Origin of the sequence: Streptococcus suis, assembly GCF_902702775.1 — a bacterium.
Lineage (GTDB): Bacteria > Bacillota > Bacilli > Lactobacillales > Streptococcaceae > Streptococcus > Streptococcus hashimotonensis.
Window position 1 is genome coordinate 729,401 of record NZ_LR738724.1, and the last position, 18,120, is coordinate 747,520.

Sequence of the window (18,120 nt, forward strand, 5' to 3'; positions counted from 1 at the left end):
TCAACAACTAGAAATAAAGACTTGTTGACGAACTATTTTTGACCAGTCGAGTTCCCACTCCCGTTTCCCTGACGGTTGGAAAGACTGTGCCGCTGGACTGGTTTGAAAAGGCCCAAGGCAAGAAATTGTTGGGGCTGGCCTGTGGTGGTGGTCAACAGGGGCCGATGTTTGCGGCTCATGGTTACCAAACGACCATTATGGACTTCTCCAAGGAACAGTTGGACAAGGATAGGCTAGTTGCTGAGCGAGAAAATCTGGATTTGCAAACGGTGCAGGCAGATATGACACAGCTTTTTCCTTTTGAAGACGAGAGTTTTGCCATCATTTTTTGCCCTGTTTCAAATGTCTATATCGAAGACTTGGAAAATATGTGGCAGGAGTCTTATCGGGTTTTGAAAAAAGGTGGACTGCTCATGGTTGGTTACATGAACCCTTGGATTTATGTCTTTGATGCTGATGATGTTTGGGAGCATCCAGACAGAGCATTGGTTCCAATGTACAGCCTACCTTTCAATGCACGACAATTAGAAGAAACAGGACAAATTACAATTGACCCAGAATATGGCTATGAATTTAGCCACACCTTAGAAGAGCAGATTGCTGGGCAATTACGAGCTGGTTTTGCCATGATTGATTTTTATGAATCCAAAGATAGTCGCAATCGCTTGACTCAATTTGCCTCAGATTATATAGCGAATTTATCGATAAAGTGGTAGGCAAATCTTCTGACAGAAAGTATTTTAACAGGGCTAGTTAGATAAGTACTAGTCCTATTTTTGAGCTATTGTCAATGGATGAGATGAGCCTAAATCGTTGAATAAAAAACTTGAAAACGCTTGTATTTTGTAATTAGGATTGATATAATGAAAGAAAAACAGGAGGTTTTCAAATGAAAACGAAATTACTGCTTGGCGTAGCCCTTCTTAGTGTCGGTCTATCGGTGGCTCCTCCTACAATAGTAGAGGTTGAAGCACAGACGACTCACGTTTCAGATCCAGCTCTACGCAATAGTTATCCATATAATTTATCTCATTATTTGGAAGTAAATGTTGGTTCCGGTCAAACCAAAAAAGGTTCAGCCATTCTGATAGCTCCGAATACTTTATTAACCGCAGCTCACGTAGTGGCTGATGATGGGACTGGACGTGTGACCAGCCAAACTTGGTCTGGAAATGCTGTTTGGGGTGATGCTTCACCATACTATGAACTGTCAGAAATTAAGAGAACCAATACCTTTAATCCCTTCATTCCGATGCCAGGATATGGTGGAACATGGGATGCTAGTCGTGACGTAGCCCTTGTGAAAATCACCACTCCTAGCAGAAAAACACAGACAGCCAATACGGCAAATGCTCGGCTAGGAATTTACCGTAACACCTATGACCTAGTTGGCCGCCAATTTCTAATGGTCAGCAACAGCATTAATCTCTACGGACGTTGGGAATACGAATATGGAACCATTACGGAAGTCCGTTATGACGGTTTGCTTCAAACCAATATCACAGGTGTTAAGGGGCAATCCGGATCGCCTGTTGTTGTAGATGGTCGCATCATTGGTGTCGTATCCAATATTGATTCTAATTCAAAAATCGTTATTACTCCGTTGACTATGGAGATGAAAACACAATTATTTGATAAGAATGGTATCAAAAATATTGATATTTACTAGTGATATTCTTGAGTCATCAAAGTCCTGCTTTACTGATAAGGCAGGGCTTTTAATTGCAATCCTAACACATTTTTCGCACATAAAAAAATGATTGCGGTAAATCGTTGAGGTCTGGGCAGTAAGTAGATAAAGCTTATAAAGTATTTTGTTTTGATTACAGATGTATATTTATTCGTAAAATATGGGCGCCACACATAGATTGCATCATGCAGACAATAGATTTTAGAAGCGAAGGCTATTGACCTGACTGGATTTTTCTGCTATGATTGAAAAATGTTTGTTTGGAGGTAAATGAGTGAATAAAATAATATCTGTATGGAAAAAAATGAATTTAATCCGAAAAATCGGAATTGGTGTTGTTTTGGGAGTGTTACTAGGCTTAATTGCTCCAAAAATAACGGTCATTGCTCTATTTGGTAGTCTATTTGTAGGAGCATTGAAAGCTATAGCCCCTCTTTTGGTTCTGACACTAGTTGCGCATGCTCTATCACAAGCTCCTGCTGGTCAAAAATCGAATATGAGGACAGTTATCTGCTTGTATCTATTTGGCACTTTTGCTGCGGCCTTCATTGCTGTAGGAGCAAGCTATTTATTCCCTATTAAATTGGTTCTTTCTACTACAACGACTACGGACATTACTCCTCCACAAGGGATTGCTGAAGTATTCCAAGACCTCTTGTTGAAGGTCGTTGACAATCCAATCAATGCACTTGCAACGGCTAATTATATTGGTGTTTTGACATGGGCGGCAGTGTTTGGCTTGGCCTTTCGTCATGCAAGCAAGACAACCAAAGATTTATTGCAATCTGCTGCGGAAGTAACTTCTAAAGTTGTAGGCTGGATTATTGGTCTGGCACCATTTGGTATCATGGGCTTGGTTTTCGATACTATTGCAAATAATGGTCTGACAGCTTTAAAAGACTATGGTTTACTGCTCTTACTCTTGGTTGGAAGCATGATTTTTGTCGCGCTTGTTGTCAATCCCTTGATCGCTTTTCTTGTAATGAAGAAAAATCCTTACCCGCTGGTGTTTGAATGTCTTCGGGTTAGTGGGGTTACGGCATTTTTTACAAGAAGTTCAGCAGCTAATATTCCTGTCAATATGCAGCTCTGCAAACGTTTAGGAGTGGATCCAGATACATACTCAGTATCCATTCCGCTCGGTGCCACAATTAATATGGCTGGCGCGGCTATTACGATTAATATTTTAACAATGGCAGCTCTTCATACACTTGGCATCAGTGTTGATTTCAGCTCAGCTCTTCTTTTATCCGTTGTTGCATCACTATCAGCAGCAGGAGCATCTGGGGTAGCAGGTGGCTCGCTTCTCCTCATCCCAGTAGCATGTAGTCTTTTTGGCATTCCAAATGAGTTAGCCATGCAAGTAGTTGGAGTCGGATTTGTTGTCGGAGTGATTCAGGACTCTTGTGAAACAGCCCTCAACTCATCAACCGATGTTTTGTTTACAGTTGTAGCAGAACGATCTGCTTGGAAAAAATAGAAAGAAGTTGGGAGACCAACTTTTTTTCGTTGTTTCAATTCTGAAATCTCTTTCATTTTGTGATAAAATAGACTTACTTTGATACTGAAAAGGAGAAATTATGACAGTAAATTTTAGAGCAGAGTTTGACAAACGCAAAGACGAGTTTCTAGCGGACCTCTTTGACCTCCTCCGCATCAATTCTGAGCGTGACGACAGCCAGGCAGATACCCAGCACCCATTTGGACCTGGTCCAGTGCGTGCCTTGGACAAGTTCCTCGAAATTGCTCAGCGTGACGGCTATCCGACCAAGAACGTTGACAACTATGCAGGTCACTTTGAGTTTGGCGAGGGCGACGAAGTCCTCGGTATCTTCGGTCACTTGGACGTTGTGCCAGCAGGAAGTGGTTGGAACACCGACCCGTACGAGCCGCAAATCATCGACGGCAAGCTCTTTGCCCGCGGATCCTCTGACGACAAAGGACCGACCATGGCTTGCTACTACGGCTTGAAAATCATCAAGGAGTTGGACCTTCCGACTTCGAAAAAAGTCCGCTTCATCGTCGGTACCGACGAAGAGTCAGGCTGGGCGGACATGGATTACTACTTCGAGCACGTCGGCCTTCCCCTGCCAGATTTCGGATTTTCTCCAGATGCTGAGTTCCCGATTATCAATGGCGAAAAGGGCAATATCACAGCTTATCTTCATTTTGCGGGGGAAAATAGCGGAGCTGCTAAACTGCATTCCTTCACAGGCGGTTTGCGTGAGAACATGGTGCCTGAGTCTGCGACAGCTATTATTTCTGGCGACCTAGCAGATCTGGACAGCAAGTTGGCAGATTTCACAGCAGCCTATGGCCTAAAAGCTGACGCGGAAAAACTTGAAAACGGACAAGTACAAGTGACCGTCATCGGAAAATCAGCCCACGGTTCAACCCCAGAAGAAGGTGTCAACGGAGCAACTTACTTGGCTAAATTCCTCAGCCAATTCGTCTTTGACGGAGCAGCCAAAGCCTATCTTGACTTGGCAGGACAAGTCCTTATAGAAGACCATGACGCTAAAAAACTTGGCGTAGCCATTTACGATGAGCAAATGGGAGCTCTTTCTATGAACGCAGGTGTCTTCAAGTTTGATGAAACCTCATCTGACAACACCATTGCCCTCAACTTCCGTTATCCAAAAAATACCAACCCTGAAGCTATCAAGGCTGGTTTGGAAAAACTTGGCGTAGAAGCTGTTAGCCTGTCTGAGCATGGTCACACTCCACATTATTGCCCAATCGATGACCCAATGGTTGCGACCCTCTTGTCTGTTTATGAAAAACACACAGGCTTGAAAGGTCACGAACAAGTGATCGGTGGCGGAACATTCGGACGCTTGCTCAAACGTGGTGTTGCCTACGGAGCTATGTTCCCAGGCGATGTCAATACCATGCACCAAGCCAACGAATTTATCGAAGTTGAGCAACTCTACCGCGCAGCTGCCATTTACGCAGAAGCTATCTACGAACTAATTAAGTAATACATGAAGACGGGTTCGCCCGTCTTTTTTAGGAGGGAAAATGGAACTGAAAGAACTCACACTTGCAGATATAGAAATGGTCAAACAGCTCTTCTTATCTGTATTTAGTCAGGAGCCATGGAATGATGATTGGTCTGACGAGGAACAACTGGACCGCTATCTAGGCGATTTGCTGTCACATCCCAGAGCACTTTGCTTTGGATTGCTTGACCAAGGTAGCCTCATAGCCTTTTCTCTAGGGCACATTCGCTACTGGTATGAGGGGACCGAATACCGTATTGAAGAGCTCTGTATTGCTCGCAACTACCAAGGACGAGGAATCGGACAAGCCTTTCTAAAAAGAATTGAGGAGCAGTTGATTGAGAGAAAGATTGATCATATTCTCCTGCAAACCGAACGCAATGTACCAGCTTTTTCCTTCTATAAAAAATGTGGTTTTCATGCCCTGGAAGAAGATGTGACGATGTTCAAGAAAGTAGGACGTCATGGAACTTGCTGATATTCGTCAGGCGATTATGGAGGATTTAACCAATCAACCTTTTACGAAAAAAGGGATAAAGCCACTTTTCCAAGCACCGTCTACTGCAAAAATCCTCATTATTGGACAGGCGCCGGGATTAAAAACACAAGAAAAAGGTCGCCTCTTTGATGATGCTAGTGGAGAGAATCTGCGGAAATGGTTGGGAGTAGATAGGGAAATCTTCTATGAATCTGGCCATTTTGCTATTCTTCCTATGGATTTCTATTATCCAGGAAAAGGGAAGTCTGGGGATTTGCCGCCTCGCAAGGATTTTGCGCCCAAATGGCACCCGCTCATTATGAAGCAACTACCCCAGATTGAGCTGACCTTGTTGATTGGTAAGTATGCTCAGGACTATTATTTAGGAGAATCCCATAGGACTGTGACCGAGAGAGTGGAGAATGCAGGTGATTACCTACCCACCTATTTTCCCCTACCTCATCCATCGCCAAGGAACAATATCTGGCAAGCTAAACATCCCTGGTTTGTTGAACAGACTCTACCGTTACTGAAAAACAACATAAATATATTGTTGGGAAAATGATAATATGATATAATTGTATATATATACCTAATAAATTTTTCTTATCTTTGTTCATCGAAGGAGGTGTTCTGATGAGAAAATGGAAAAAAATTATCATCGGCTGTTTCGCTATTCTAACGGTTTGCTTGCTATTTGCACCCACACTAGCTAGAGCAAATCAGATTCCAGACCGACCCACAGGTACAACGGTAGTGGATGAGACGCAGTTACTCTCGAGTGAGACCATTGCAGAAATTGATCAACTCAATCGAAGTTGGGCAAGCACCGAGCAAGCTTTACAGGTTGGTGTTTATGTAACAGAAAGTCTGTCTAGTGATATTGAAAGTTTGGCTAATGAAACCTTTCGTCACTGGCAGGTCGGTTTTGCAGGAACGGACAACGGAGTTCTTTTAGTGGTTGCCATAGCTGACAGAGCATCTCGGATAGAAACCTCAGACAATGCAGCCACAGTCATCACGGATATAGAAGCCAAGGATATTCTAGAGAATGCAAGGGAATTCTTTCGACAGGAAGACTACAGTGGAGGAATTTCCTATATCGTCAACTCCATTGGGGATAGATTTTATGGTACAAGCATCGGTAAAAATCAGTTAGCTGCTATAGAAGAAGGTACAAGTGAGGAGGATGATGGCTTCTGGCTGTTTCTCGTAGTTATTCTGATCGCTATCCTATTTGGTATTATTGACAAATCTAGTCGTGGTGGTGGTGGCGGACCAGGTAATCTACTCTGGATGTTGGTTGATGACCATCATCATTATCACAATCATCACTCGTCTAATTCCTCATCGTCTAGTTTTGGTGGAGGTAGTTGGTCAGGTGGTGGAGGCGGCGGTGGCGGAGCCTCTTCTGGATGGTAAGGCTCGTATAGGGCTTCTGATAGTTGTTTGCTTTTTTACGAATATTTAATCGTAGTTAGAAAGGAAATCTTATGAAAAAGAAATGGTTGGTCATCCTCATACCAGTCCTAGCTCTGCTGTTTTTAGGAATGGGAGCAGTTGGGCAATACAATGGCTTAGTTGACAGTTATGCTGAGGTTGAAAATGCACAAGCCAATGTAGACACACAGTTGCAACGTCGCTATGACTTGATACCCAATGTAGTCGCAGCTGTCAAAGGCGCCATGGAACACGAGGAAGAAATATTTACTGCTATTGCAGAAGCGCGTGCTAAAATCGGTTCCAGTCAACAGGGAACGAGTGACTATAATCAAGCTCAAAGTCAGCTAGATTCTGCAGTATCTAGATTGTTGGTAGTGGCTGAGAATTATCCTCAATTGACAGCCAATCAACAGGTATCTGACCTGATTACAGAGCTTGAAGGTACGGAAAATCGGATACTGGTAGCCCGTAAAGACTATAATGCTGTGGCAACTACCTACAATAAAAAAATCAAGCGGTTCCCGACCTCCATCTATGCAGGTCTATTCGGATATGAAAAAGTAGAGCTCTTCCAGGCAACAAATGATGCGGCGACGACTGTACCAAGTGTTGATTTGAGTGATAAGGAATAAAGGAGATAAATATGGACTTTGGATTTGATATATTGGCGATTATGATACCAATTATTGTTGTTGTACTATTTGTTTTATTGTTTGTATGTGGTTATGTGTCGGCTAAGCCTAACGAAGCAATTGTCATTACCGGCTTGGGCAAGCCTCGGACCTTAATTGGCCGTTCTGGTTTTATGATTCCCTTTATCGAAAAACGCTCCTATATCTCTATTGAGCAGTTTTCAACAGATGTGCAGACCACAGATTTTGTACCGACTCTTGATTTTATCAACGTAAAAGCTGATGCGGTCGTAAAAGTAAAGGTTGGGGTATCTGATGAATTGCTCAATGCGGCAGCTCAAAACTTCCTTAACTGGAAAACTGCAGATATTTCTGCCTCTATTCAAGATGTCTTGGAAGGAAATCTGCGTGAAATCATTGGTCAGATGGAACTGCGTGACATGGTCAATAACCGCCAGGCTTTTGCAGAAAAAGTCCAATCCAACGCAGCTCCTGACTTGGCTAAAATGGGGCTGGAAATCATCGCATTTACGGTTCAGTCTTTCACAGATGACAACGATGTCATTAAAAACCTAGGTATTGACAATATTGTGACCATCCAGAAGGATGCCGCAAATGCTCGTGCCAAAGCAGAGCGGGAACAAGCAGAAGTCCGTGCCCGTGAGGATAAGGCGGCTAATGATGCGCGTGTCGCTGCAGACTTAGAAATCGCCAAGAAACAGAATGAACTAGCTATTGAGCAAGCTAATCTAAAACGTCAGTCAGATGTCCAACTGGCACAGGCAAACGCAGCCTATGGCATTGAGGAACAAGCTCAACGGAAAGAAATCGAGCGTGCAACTGCTGAAGCCAATATTGTCAAGCAACAAAAAGAAGCAGAAGTAAAAGCAGAGGAAGTTAAGGTCCGTGAACAAGAGCTCTCAGCTACTATCCGCAAACAGGCAGAGGCAGAAAAATATGCTCGCCAGCAAGCTGCAGAAGCAGATTTGATTGAACGTCAACGCAAGGCAGAAGCAGAACTCTACGAAACGCAGCGTGAAGCGGAAGCTCAAAAAGCGCGTGCAGAAGCTGCCAAGTATGCTGCGGAGCAAGAAGCGGCAGGTATTGAGGCCAAAGGACGTGCCGAAGCAGAAGCCATCCGTTTGAAACTCGAAGCAGAGGCAGAAGGTCTTAGCAAGAAAGCGGATGCCATGGCCAAGTTCAACGATGCAGCCGTGACTGAAATGGTGGTCAATGTCCTTCCAGAAATCGCCAAGAATATTGCAGCACCACTTGGAAATGTTGATAAGATTACCATGTACGGCGAAGGGAATGCCTCAAAAATGGTAGGAGACCTGATGACGACCATGGACAAGACAACAGAAGGTCTAGGCCTCAATGTCCGTGATTTAATCAGCGCAACCCTAACTGGTCGTGCCATGTCAACAGGTTTACTGACTGCCCAAGAAACAAAAGAAGCGGAAGAGGACAATGAAAAATAATAAGCAGTTGGAAGAGATGGGGGACTGAGTAGGTTTCCCCCATCATTTCCATCGCATGATTGTCTTTAAAAATGAAAATGTTTAGAAACAGTAAAAAAAGTAAGTTGTTTATACAAAAAATAAATGAACTATTATCTGATTCAGAATTAAAGTTGAGCAAAGCATTGAAATTCCAGTTGTTGGAAGCAATGGAGTTGTGTGAAAAAGGTAGTAAGATTAGCTATCTTTCCCATAAAATATATCCATGTGTATCGGAAGAACTAGCTTTGAATAGGATTCAATCGGATAAATTAAAGATGTTTAAGCGCTATTTAGAGCAAGAAAGGTGGAAATATTATTTTGGTTCTGCTTTGGGAATGGCGTTTACTTCGATTAGATAGTGGTTCTGAGGATTTGTAAGTACATTGATTGTGCTGTGCAACTTCGATAGAATATAAGAAAGTCCCAAGAAAGACTAATCTTGGGACTTTTACAATCTTTGATTGAGATTCGTTTTTGTTTATCAGTCATTTACCCACACTCCGCTGACATAATCCTCAGATAGAATGGTTTGACTTAAAACTTTTTTTGCTTGCCAGTCATAGATGAGTGCCTTACCAGCCAGAATCAATAATAATCTATTACCGTCTAGTTGGCGGACATGGTCAATATAATAAGGACGAGGATTAAGCTCGTCTAGACGATGGTAGCTCTCTTGACCTGTTTGGGTATTATAAATGGTGAAAGAGATTGCAGATAGCCAATCGCTTTCGTGCTCAATGAATAATAGGTTATCTTCCTTGAGTGGTTGGATGCTTCCTGGTGTAGGCTGTGATAAGGTTATGGAGGAAAATGTACGTGTCTTTGTATTGAAGGACAAAATATCATAGGAAGTCTCAATATCCTTGTAATCTAAAGCATGGTGACTAGTGATTGGAAGATAGAGTGTATCCTTTGCAAGGAGTCCTTCATGAGTTACTAGATTTTTGTCATATTCGACTATATCTGATCTTGTAAAGCTTGTTTTATCGATGATATAGAGAACATTTTTTTGAGAATCTGATTGACCAGTGGTTATTTGATTGCCGTTTAAATAAATGGATGTATCATCTGCATAGACATATGGAAGTGGGAAAAAATCATCATCTAGTTTTAATTGATTTTTTAATTTGAACGTATTATCGAACTGTGATAAGGCATGGAAAGGACCTGCTGTATAAAAATGTTGTCCATCAGTTCCGCTGATGTAGGTAGCGTATTTGCTTGGCTTACGAAGAATTTCTCCTGTTTTGAAATCAATAGAAACCAAATTGTCATTGGTAAATTTCTGCTGGTCATTGGCAAAAACTAAATATTGATTGTCTATAATGTGGTTTTTTCCAGAGCCGAAATAGTTGTCCGAATTCATTTTTTGAGTGTGAATGAGCTTTGGCTGGTCATTAGATAATTGAAAGGCTTCGATTTTACCTGGATAAACGAGATAGAAGTCAGCATTTGAATCGAGTTCTACTTTGGCGTGCTGATAGGTTTCCAATTTCCAAGCGATAAAGGAAAAAATAAGGCAAAAAGCGGCAAGTAAAGCAATTATCATTTTTTTCATAGGGTAAGCCTCCTTTCTATCCATAGTATAGTTTATTTTTTAGAGAAGGACAAGTTTTAATCTGTTAATATACAAAAAGTGTGAAAAAACTGAACCTTTCGTCTTCAATCACAATTTGAATCATTAAAAATAGCTTAGAATCACGGTTTCTTACGACGTAATTCTAAGCTATTTTCTATTTTTAAGACTTGCCTAGCCTCTTTCTATTTTCCAAGACAGAATTGGCTAAAGAGTTGGGTAATGAGTTCATCTGGAGCAGCATCGCCTGTGATTTCTCCTAAAATCTGCCAACAGCGTGTCAGGTCCACCTGTAACAAGTCTACGGGCATGCCCATTTCCAGACCGTCGTTGACAGCTTGCAGGCTTTGGACGGCTTGCTCAATCAGGGAAATATGACGAGAATTGGAGAGGTAGGTGGCATCTTGCTCTACCAGACCAGCATTTTCAAAGAAGAGCTGGTTGATTTTTTCTTCGATTTGGTCGATATTCTGGTTTTTCAAGACGGAAATGCGAATGACATCCTCGGGCAGTTGGTCTGCTTCAATCTTCTCTTCCAGGTCGGTCTTGTTGAGCAGGACGATGCGGTTGGCCAAATCGGAAATGGCTAGGAGATTGCGGTCTTGTTCGGTCAGTGGCTCGGATGCGTTGAGGACTAGCAGGATGAGGTCGGCCTCCTCAAGGGCTTTTTTAGACCGTTCCACACCGATTTTTTCAACGATGTCATCTGTTTCACGGATACCTGCGGTATCAATCAGCTTGAGGGGGACACCTTTGATGTTGACGTATTCTTCGATAACGTCGCGGGTTGTTCCTGCGATGTCTGTAACGATGGCTTTTTCTTCGCGGAGGAGGTTATTGAGCAGGCTGGATTTTCCCACATTGGGACGACCGATAATAGCAGTAGCGATGCCTTCACGCAGGATTTTTCCACGGCGGGCAGTACGAAGGAGATTTTCCAAAAGGGCTTGGAACTGGAGGGTTTTTTCGCGGACCAGCTCTGTCGTCGCCTCCTCGACGTCGTCATACTCAGGGTAGTCGATGTTGACCTCGACCTGTGCCAGTGTGTTGAGAATCTCCTGACGGGTGTCGTTTATGAGCTGTGAGAGGGAGCCGTCAAGCTGGCGGACGGCATTGTGCATGGCCTTGTCGGTCTTGGCACGGATAACATCCATGACGGCCTCGGCCTGGGTCAAATCTACACGGCCGTTGAGAAAGGCACGCTTGGTAAACTCGCCCGGCTCAGCCATTCGAGCACCTTGGCGAATCAGGAGTTGAAGGATTTCGTTGGTAACGGCGATGCCTCCGTGGGTGTTAATCTCAACGACATCTTCGCGCGTGAAGGTACGTGGAGAACGCATGACACCCAGCATGACCTCGTCAAGCACTTGCCCTGTCGCAGGGTCAATAATGTGGCCGTAGTTGAGGCTGTGGCTAGGAACAGTCGCCAAATCCTTGCCCTTGAAAACCTTGCTGGCAATGGCAAATGCATCCGTCCCAGACAGGCGGACAATCCCAATGGCACCCTCACCGAGAGGAGTTGAAATGGCAGTTATTGTATCGAATTCTTTGGTGATCATAATAATGTGCTTTCTAACAAGAATCTGTATTCACAAGTAAAATGTTTTAATATAAGAGATAGTTTTTCGCTAATCAAGGTAGGTTTTTGAGTGATGGGCTCAAGCCCAGCGGTTCGTGTCAACATCTCAGCGCAGCGGTTGATTGGGTTTAACAGTCACTACTCTGACTGTTGGAGCTGTGCGGGGGTGGGAGTAAAATAGTCCGGTGGAGTGAAACAGTTTGGGGAACTGTTTCAGCTGGTCACCTTAAAACTAGAAAGTGACCATAGGAGTCGAACCTACGGTATTGGAAGTGAGGGAGACTCGTTTTGAGATCAATCGAGTTCTTTCTCACTCCCAAAAAACTAACGATGAATAGCTGATAAACTAGCCTTAGATGGAAGTGCTGAACTGTGAATACAGGTTCTTAAATCTTACTTATAAGTTTAACATGGAATGATAAAAAAAGCACATTTTAGAGATGCTGATACAAAGATATGTATTGAAAACGATTTAAAATTTGATATAATAACAATAGAAACAAAAAAGCACCGAATCGGTGCGCAAAATTGAGTACGGACAAAGCCTTATTTTAACTCGCTGTGTTGTTTCGAATGGTTTCAACAAAATCATTATATAGCATCTTACAAATATTTGCAAGAGTTTTTATAAAAAAATTGTTGCACTCTAAACTAACATAGCGCTAAAACTAAATATAAATCTCCATAAGTATAACAAATCTTTCAAGAATGATAAAATTTTTGTTCTAAAAATAGCTAATTTCTTGAAATAAGCCATTGAAATATATATAATCAATTTATATTTAAGGAGATTGTTTTTTTGAAAAAATCATTAATCTCATAAATTTCACAAAAGCATCAAAATATAATAATCAAATTATAAGGAGTAAAACTATGATGAAGAAAAGTTACGCTATAGGAATAGATATAGGTACGAACAGCGTTGGGCACTGTGTTATGTATACAGAGAACTACAAAGTACCTTCCAAGAAAATGAAGGTATTTGGAAATACCGAAAAGCGGTACATAAAGAAAAACTTACTTGGCACCTTGCTGTTTGATGAGGGCAATACAGCAGAAAATCGCAGACTAAAGCGAACAGCTCGTCGACGTTATACACGCCGCAGAAATCGTATCTTATACTTGCAAGAAATATTTGCAGAAGAAATCAATAAAATTGATGACAGTTTTTTCCAACGTCTTGATGATTCTTTTCTTATTGTTGAGGATAAGCAAGGAAGTAAGCATCCAATTTTCGGAACCTTGCAGGAGGAAAAAGAGTACCATAAACAGTTTCCAACTATTTATCATTTAAGAAAACAATTAGCAGATTCTTCTCAAAAAGCAGATATTCGTTTAATTTATCTTGCTTTGGCTCACATTATAAAGTATCGAGGGCATTTTCTGTTTGAAGGGGATTTAAAATCTGAAAATAAAGAGGTTCAACATTTATTTAATGACTTTGTTGAGATGTTCGCCAAAACTGTTGAAGGTAGCTATTTATCAGAGAATCTACCAAATGTTGCAGATGTTTTAGTTGAAAAAGTCAGTAAGTCTAGACGTTTAGAAAATGTTCTTCATTATTTTCCAAATGAAAAGAAAAATGGACTTTTTGGTAATTTTCTTGCACTTGCCCTAGGGCTACAGCCTAATTTTAAAACAAATTTCGAGCTGGCTGAAGATGCAAAAATCCAATTTTCTAAAGAAACGTACGAAGAAGATTTGGAGGAGTTATTAGGTAAAATTGGGGATGATTATGCTGACCTGTTTATCGCGACAAAATCCTTATACGATGGGATATTGTTGGCAGGTATCTTGTCAACAACTGATTCTACAACAAAGGCTCCGCTTTCTAGTTCAATGGTTAATAGATATGAGGAGCATCAAAAAGATTTAGCTTTACTTAAGAACTTTATTCATCAGAATTTGTCCGATTCCTATAAAGAAGTTTTCAATGATAAGCTAAAAGATGGTTATGCAGGTTATATTGAGGGGAAAACGACGCAGGAGAATTTTTATAGATTCATAAAAAAAGCAATAGAGAAGATTGAGGGAAGTAATTATTTCATTGATAAAATTGATAGAGAAGATTTCCTTAGAAAACAACGTACCTTTGATAATGGCTCTATTCCTCACCAAATTCATCTCCAAGAAATGCATGCTATCATTCGTAGACAGGCCGAGTTTTATCCGTTTTTAGTAGAGAATCAGGATAAGATTGAAAAAATACTAACTTTCCGTATTCCTTATTATGTAGGCCCGTTGGCACGAGGAAAGAGTGAGTTTGCTTGGTTAAATCGTAAATCAGACGAAAAGATTAGGCCTTGGAATTTTGATGAAATGGTTGATAAGGAAACTTCCGCCGAAAACTTCATCACTCGTATGACAAACTATGATCAATACTTGCCGGATCAAAAGGTTCTTCCAAAACACAGTTTACTATACGAAAAGTTTGCTGTATATAATGAGTTGACTAAGGTAAGGTATGTAACAGAACAAGGTAATTCATTCTTCTTTGATGCTAGTATGAAGCAAGAAATTTTTGATGGCGTATTTAAGGTTTATCGAAAAGTTACCAAGGAAAAATTAATGGATTTCCTTGGTAAGGAATTTGATGAATTCCGCATCGTAGACTTGATGGGTTTAGATAAGGACAATAAGAGTTTTAATGCCTCACTCGGTACTTACCATGACTTGAAAAAAATAGTATCTAAAGATTTACTTGATAATCCAGAAAATGAAGATATTTTGGAAAATGTTGTGCTGACCTTAACTCTATTTGAAGATAGAGAAATGATTAGAAAACGCCTAGAGAAGTATAAGGATGTATTGACAGAAGAACAACGCAAAAAGCTGGAACGTCGGCATTATACTGGTTGGGGTCGATTATCTGCTAAGTTAATTAATGGCATTCGAAATAAAACTACGAGAAAAACGATTTTGGATTATCTAATAGATGACGGAACCAGTAATCGTAATTTTATGCAACTGATTCATGATGATACTCTATCATTTGTAGATGAAATCAGACTAGCGCAAGGTTCTGGAGAAGCGGAAGATTATCGCACAGAGGTGCAAAATCTTGCCGGAAGTCCAGCTATAAAAAAAGGAATCCTACAAAGTTTAAAAATTGTGGATGAATTGATAGAGGTAATGGGCTATGAGCCCGAACATATCGTTGTTGAAATGGCGCGTGAAAATCAGTTTACGAATCAAGGTCGCCGTAGTTCGCAACAGCGCTATAAGAAAATAGAGAATGCGATTAAGAATTTGGATAGCAACTTGAATTCAAAAATTCTTAAAGAATATCCGACAAATAATCAAGCTCTTCAGAATGATCGACTTTTTCTCTATTATCTTCAAAATGGGAAGGATATGTATACTGACGAAGAATTAGATATCGATCAGCTCAGTCAATATGATATTGACCATATTATCCCACAAGCATTTATTAAAGATGACTCACTAGATAATAAGGTATTGACTAAATCTGCTAAAAACAGAGGCAAGTCTGATGATGTGCCAAGCCTCGAGATTGTTCATAGAAAGAAAAACTTCTGGAAACAGTTATTAGATTCTCAACTTATTTCGCAGCGTAAATTTGATAATCTGACCAAAGCGGAGCGAGGTGGATTGACTAATGAGGATAAGGCAAGGTTTATCCAGAGACAATTAGTGGAAACTAGACAAATCACAAAGCATGTGGCTAGAATTTTGGATACGCGCTTTAATACGAAGTTGGATGACGCTGGAAATAGAATTCGTGATCCGAAAGTCAATATTATTACCTTAAAATCAAGTTTAGTATCCCAATTTAGAAAAGACTATCAATTGTATAAAGTACGTGAAATCAACAATTACCATCACGCTCATGATGCCTATCTGAATGCAGTGGTAGCAACAGCTTTATTGAAAAAGTACCCTCAGTTAGCACCAGAATTTGTTTATGGAGACTATCCAAAATACAATAGCTATAAATCTCGTAAATCGGCAACCGAGAGGGTCTTATTTTATTCTAATATCATGAACTTTTTCAAGCGAGTTGTGAAGTCTTCTAAAACAGGGACGGTAAAAATTAGACCTATTATTGAGGTAAACAAGGAAACCGGGGAAATTGTTTGGGACAAAAAGTCGGACTTTAGAACGGTTAGAAAAGTCTTATCTTATCCGCAAGTGAATGTTGTTAAAAAGACAGAGGTTCAAAACCATGGTCTAGATAGAGGGAAACCTAAAGGCTTCTATAATGCAAATCTTTCACCAAGGCCTAAAGAAGGAAGTGTTGAAAATCTGGTTCCTGCCAAACAAAGTTTTGATACAAAGCGTTACGGTGGCTATGCAGGCATTTCAAATTCTTATGCCGTTCTAGTGAATGGAATTATTGAGAAGGGGAAAAAGAAAAGTAAAGCGGAAGTAACAGAGTTTCAAGGCATCTCCATTCTAGCTAGGAAGGATTTTGAGAAAAATCCAAAACAATATTTATTGAATCTTGGATATAAAGATATTAAATCCATTATTAAATTACCAAAATATAGCCTTTTTGAACTGGAAAACGGCAGCAGACGAATGCTTGCAAGCATCTTGTCAACAAATAATAAACGTGGAGAAATTCATAAGGGCAATGAGATGTATCTGCCAGATAAATTTGTTACTTTACTTTACCATGCAATGAGAGTAAATCGAACGCTGGAGCCTGGACATAAGAAATATGTGGAAACTAATCGTTATGTTTTTGATGAATTACTGACATACATCCTCGAATACAATGAAAAAATTGTTGGAGCTAAAGCTAATGGAAAACGGATTGTAGAAGCATATTCAGCTAGAAAAGATACTGATAACCTTGAGGAACTTTGCAATTCATTCATCAACTTGTTGAATCTAACTGCCCTAGGTAGTGCTGTTGATTTTGAATTTTTAGGCACTAAAATCCCACGCTATAGAGATTACACCCCATCCTCACTTCTCAAGGCTACCCTCATTCATCAGTCTGTGACTGGTCTCTATGAAACACGTATTGATTTGAGCAAATTAGGAGGAGACTAATGGGTTGGCGGACTGTTATTGTAAATACACACTCCAAACTATCATATAAAAATAATCATTTGATTTTTAAAGATGCTACTCGGACAGAAATGATTCATCTGTCCGAGGTTGACATCTTATTGCTGGAAACAACTGATATTGTGCTGTCTACGATGTTAATCAAGCGATTAGTAGATGAAAACATTCTGGTTATTTTTTGTGATGATAAGCGACTACCAACAGCACACTTGATGCCTTATTATGCTCGGCATGACTCCAGTTTACAGCTTTCGAGGCAAATTGACTGGGAAGAAGCAATCAAAGCTGAAGTTTGGACACATATCATTTCCCAGAAAATACTAAACCAAAGTATCTATCTCAGTAAGTGTGGATTCATTGAAAAATCTCAATCCGTCATGAATTTGTACCATAGTTTGGAGCTCTTTGACCCTAGCAATCGTGAAGGACATTCTGCGAGGATTTACTTTAATACTTTGTTTGGAAACGATTTTAATCGAGAACTTGATAATGATATCAACGCAAGTCTAGATTATGGCTATACCCTGTTACTTAGTATGTTTGCGCGTGAGGTTGTTCTTTCTGGCTGCATGACACAATTTGGTTTAAAACACGCTAACCAATTCAATCAATTCAATCTTGCTAGCGACATCATGGAACCTTTTCGGCCTATCATAGATCAGATTGTTTACGAAAATCGAAATTATAGTTTTGTTAAAATTAAGCGTGAATTGTTTACAATTTTCTCAGATACATTTCAATATAACAATAAGGAAATGTACCTGACTAATATTGTTAGCGATTATACGAAGAAAGTGATTAAGGCGCTCAATAATAAAGGGAAAGGAGTTCCTGAATTTAGGATATGAGTTACCGGTATATGAGAATGCTATTGATGTTTGATATGCCTACAGAAACAGTTGATGAAAGAAAGGCATATCGTAAATTCCGTAAATTTTTAATCAACGAAGGGTTTATTATGCATCAATTTTCAGTCTATAGCAAGTTACTCCTGAACAATTCAGCCAGTAATGCTATGTTGGAGCGACTAAAGGCAAATAATCCCAAGAAAGGTAATATCACACTTCTGACAGTTACAGAAAAACAATTTGCTCGTATGATTTATCTCCATGGTCAGCGAGATGACTGTATAGGAAATACGGACTCTCGAATAGTCTTTTTAGGAGAGGAGATTTGAT

Annotated in this window: 14 protein-coding genes and 1 pseudogene; 13 read left to right on the top strand and 2 right to left on the bottom strand. The window is 40.4% G+C overall.

What is annotated here, in order from left to right; all coding sequences use genetic code 11:
• Window positions 1-53: 53 nt before the first annotated feature.
• The 10 genes and pseudogenes from GPW69_RS03685 to GPW69_RS10705 all read left to right on the top strand — a co-directional run.
• Window positions 54-716, top strand: a pseudogene (locus tag GPW69_RS03685) (class I SAM-dependent methyltransferase); the annotation flags it as partial.
• A gap of 173 nt (window positions 717-889) precedes the next feature.
• The gene (locus GPW69_RS03690) at window positions 890-1,669 is read left to right on the top strand and encodes a trypsin-like serine peptidase (RefSeq protein ID WP_079396499.1); all 780 of its coding nucleotides are present in this window, start codon (window positions 890-892) and stop codon (window positions 1,667-1,669) included.
• 295 nt (window positions 1,670-1,964) lie between these two features.
• Window positions 1,965-3,170 carry a serine/threonine transporter SstT gene (sstT, locus tag GPW69_RS03695; RefSeq protein ID WP_074391461.1) on the top strand — a complete coding sequence of 402 codons (1,206 nt, stop codon included), beginning with the start codon at window positions 1,965-1,967 and terminating at the stop codon, window positions 3,168-3,170.
• Between the two features lie 100 nt (window positions 3,171-3,270).
• Entirely contained in the window at window positions 3,271-4,671 is a 1,401-nt protein-coding gene (gene pepV / locus GPW69_RS03700; RefSeq protein WP_074391460.1) for a dipeptidase PepV, read from the top strand.
• A gap of 40 nt (window positions 4,672-4,711) precedes the next feature.
• A complete protein-coding gene (locus GPW69_RS03705) occupies window positions 4,712-5,170 on the top strand; it encodes a GNAT family N-acetyltransferase (protein WP_074391459.1) in 459 nt (152 codons plus the stop codon).
• Complete coding sequence (locus GPW69_RS03710) at window positions 5,157-5,735, top strand: uracil-DNA glycosylase family protein (RefSeq protein ID WP_074391458.1); 579 nt, start codon at window positions 5,157-5,159, stop codon at window positions 5,733-5,735. The genes GPW69_RS03705 and GPW69_RS03710 overlap by 14 nt, the downstream gene beginning before the upstream one ends.
• Before the next feature lie 71 nt (window positions 5,736-5,806).
• Window positions 5,807-6,592, top strand: coding sequence for a TPM domain-containing protein (locus tag GPW69_RS03715; protein WP_074391457.1), 786 nt, complete (start codon window positions 5,807-5,809; stop codon window positions 6,590-6,592).
• A gap of 71 nt (window positions 6,593-6,663) precedes the next feature.
• Complete coding sequence (locus GPW69_RS03720; protein ID WP_024413347.1) at window positions 6,664-7,245, top strand: LemA family protein; 582 nt, start codon at window positions 6,664-6,666, stop codon at window positions 7,243-7,245.
• 11 nt (window positions 7,246-7,256) lie between these two features.
• Entirely contained in the window at window positions 7,257-8,726 is a 1,470-nt protein-coding gene (locus GPW69_RS03725; protein WP_074391456.1) for a flotillin family protein, read from the top strand.
• A gap of 71 nt (window positions 8,727-8,797) precedes the next feature.
• Window positions 8,798-9,106: a hypothetical protein gene (locus GPW69_RS10705; protein WP_029186757.1), complete on the top strand. Its 309-nt coding sequence runs from the start codon at window positions 8,798-8,800 to the stop codon at window positions 9,104-9,106.
• A 122-nt stretch (window positions 9,107-9,228) separates the two neighbouring features.
• Here the strand turns inward: GPW69_RS10705 and GPW69_RS03735 are convergent, their stop codons facing one another.
• Together GPW69_RS03735 and mnmE are read right to left on the bottom strand one after the other, a co-directional pair.
• Window positions 9,229-10,305: a hypothetical protein gene (locus tag GPW69_RS03735; RefSeq protein ID WP_079848514.1), complete on the bottom strand. Its 1,077-nt coding sequence runs from the start codon at window positions 10,303-10,305 to the stop codon at window positions 9,229-9,231.
• A 203-nt stretch (window positions 10,306-10,508) separates the two neighbouring features.
• Entirely contained in the window at window positions 10,509-11,882 is a 1,374-nt protein-coding gene (mnmE, locus tag GPW69_RS03740; RefSeq protein WP_074391453.1) for a tRNA uridine-5-carboxymethylaminomethyl(34) synthesis GTPase MnmE, read from the bottom strand.
• Between the two features lie 896 nt (window positions 11,883-12,778).
• On the opposite strand from mnmE, the gene cas9 reads away from it, so the two are divergent.
• The 3 genes from cas9 to cas2 are packed head-to-tail and all read left to right on the top strand — an operon-like array spanning window position 12,779 to window position 18,119.
• Complete coding sequence (gene cas9 / locus GPW69_RS03745; RefSeq protein ID WP_074391585.1) at window positions 12,779-16,924, top strand: type II CRISPR RNA-guided endonuclease Cas9; 4,146 nt, start codon at window positions 12,779-12,781, stop codon at window positions 16,922-16,924.
• Window positions 16,924-17,790, top strand: a complete 867-nt coding sequence (cas1, locus tag GPW69_RS03750) for a type II CRISPR-associated endonuclease Cas1 (RefSeq protein ID WP_074391452.1) — start codon at window positions 16,924-16,926, stop codon at window positions 17,788-17,790. The genes cas9 and cas1 overlap by 1 nt, the downstream gene beginning before the upstream one ends.
• Complete coding sequence (gene cas2, locus GPW69_RS03755; protein WP_024381495.1) at window positions 17,787-18,119, top strand: CRISPR-associated endonuclease Cas2; 333 nt, start codon at window positions 17,787-17,789, stop codon at window positions 18,117-18,119. Before cas1 ends, cas2 begins: the two co-directional genes overlap by 4 nt.
• Window position 18,120: the final 1 nt, after the last annotated feature.

What these genes read in the sequence shown, in the direction of transcription:
- GPW69_RS03735 (WP_079848514.1), bottom strand. Translation starts at nt 10,305, where the DNA reads ATGAAAAAAATGATAATTGCTTTACTTGCCGCTTTTTGCCTTATTTTT.
- GPW69_RS03690 (WP_079396499.1), top strand. Translation starts at nt 890, where the DNA reads ATGAAAACGAAATTACTGCTTGGCGTAGCCCTTCTTAGTGTCGGTCTA.
- GPW69_RS03710 (WP_074391458.1), top strand. Translation starts at nt 5,157, where the DNA reads ATGGAACTTGCTGATATTCGTCAGGCGATTATGGAGGATTTAACCAAT.
- cas1 (WP_074391452.1), top strand. Translation starts at nt 16,924, where the DNA reads ATGGGTTGGCGGACTGTTATTGTAAATACACACTCCAAACTATCATAT.
- cas2 (WP_024381495.1), top strand. Translation starts at nt 17,787, where the DNA reads ATGAGTTACCGGTATATGAGAATGCTATTGATGTTTGATATGCCTACA.
- GPW69_RS10705 (WP_029186757.1), top strand. Translation starts at nt 8,798, where the DNA reads ATGAAAATGTTTAGAAACAGTAAAAAAAGTAAGTTGTTTATACAAAAA.
- pepV (WP_074391460.1), top strand. Translation starts at nt 3,271, where the DNA reads ATGACAGTAAATTTTAGAGCAGAGTTTGACAAACGCAAAGACGAGTTT.
- cas9 (WP_074391585.1), top strand. Translation starts at nt 12,779, where the DNA reads ATGAAGAAAAGTTACGCTATAGGAATAGATATAGGTACGAACAGCGTT.
- GPW69_RS03715 (WP_074391457.1), top strand. Translation starts at nt 5,807, where the DNA reads ATGAGAAAATGGAAAAAAATTATCATCGGCTGTTTCGCTATTCTAACG.
- GPW69_RS03720 (WP_024413347.1), top strand. Translation starts at nt 6,664, where the DNA reads ATGAAAAAGAAATGGTTGGTCATCCTCATACCAGTCCTAGCTCTGCTG.
- mnmE (WP_074391453.1), bottom strand. Translation starts at nt 11,882, where the DNA reads ATGATCACCAAAGAATTCGATACAATAACTGCCATTTCAACTCCTCTC.
- GPW69_RS03705 (WP_074391459.1), top strand. Translation starts at nt 4,712, where the DNA reads ATGGAACTGAAAGAACTCACACTTGCAGATATAGAAATGGTCAAACAG.
- GPW69_RS03725 (WP_074391456.1), top strand. Translation starts at nt 7,257, where the DNA reads ATGGACTTTGGATTTGATATATTGGCGATTATGATACCAATTATTGTT.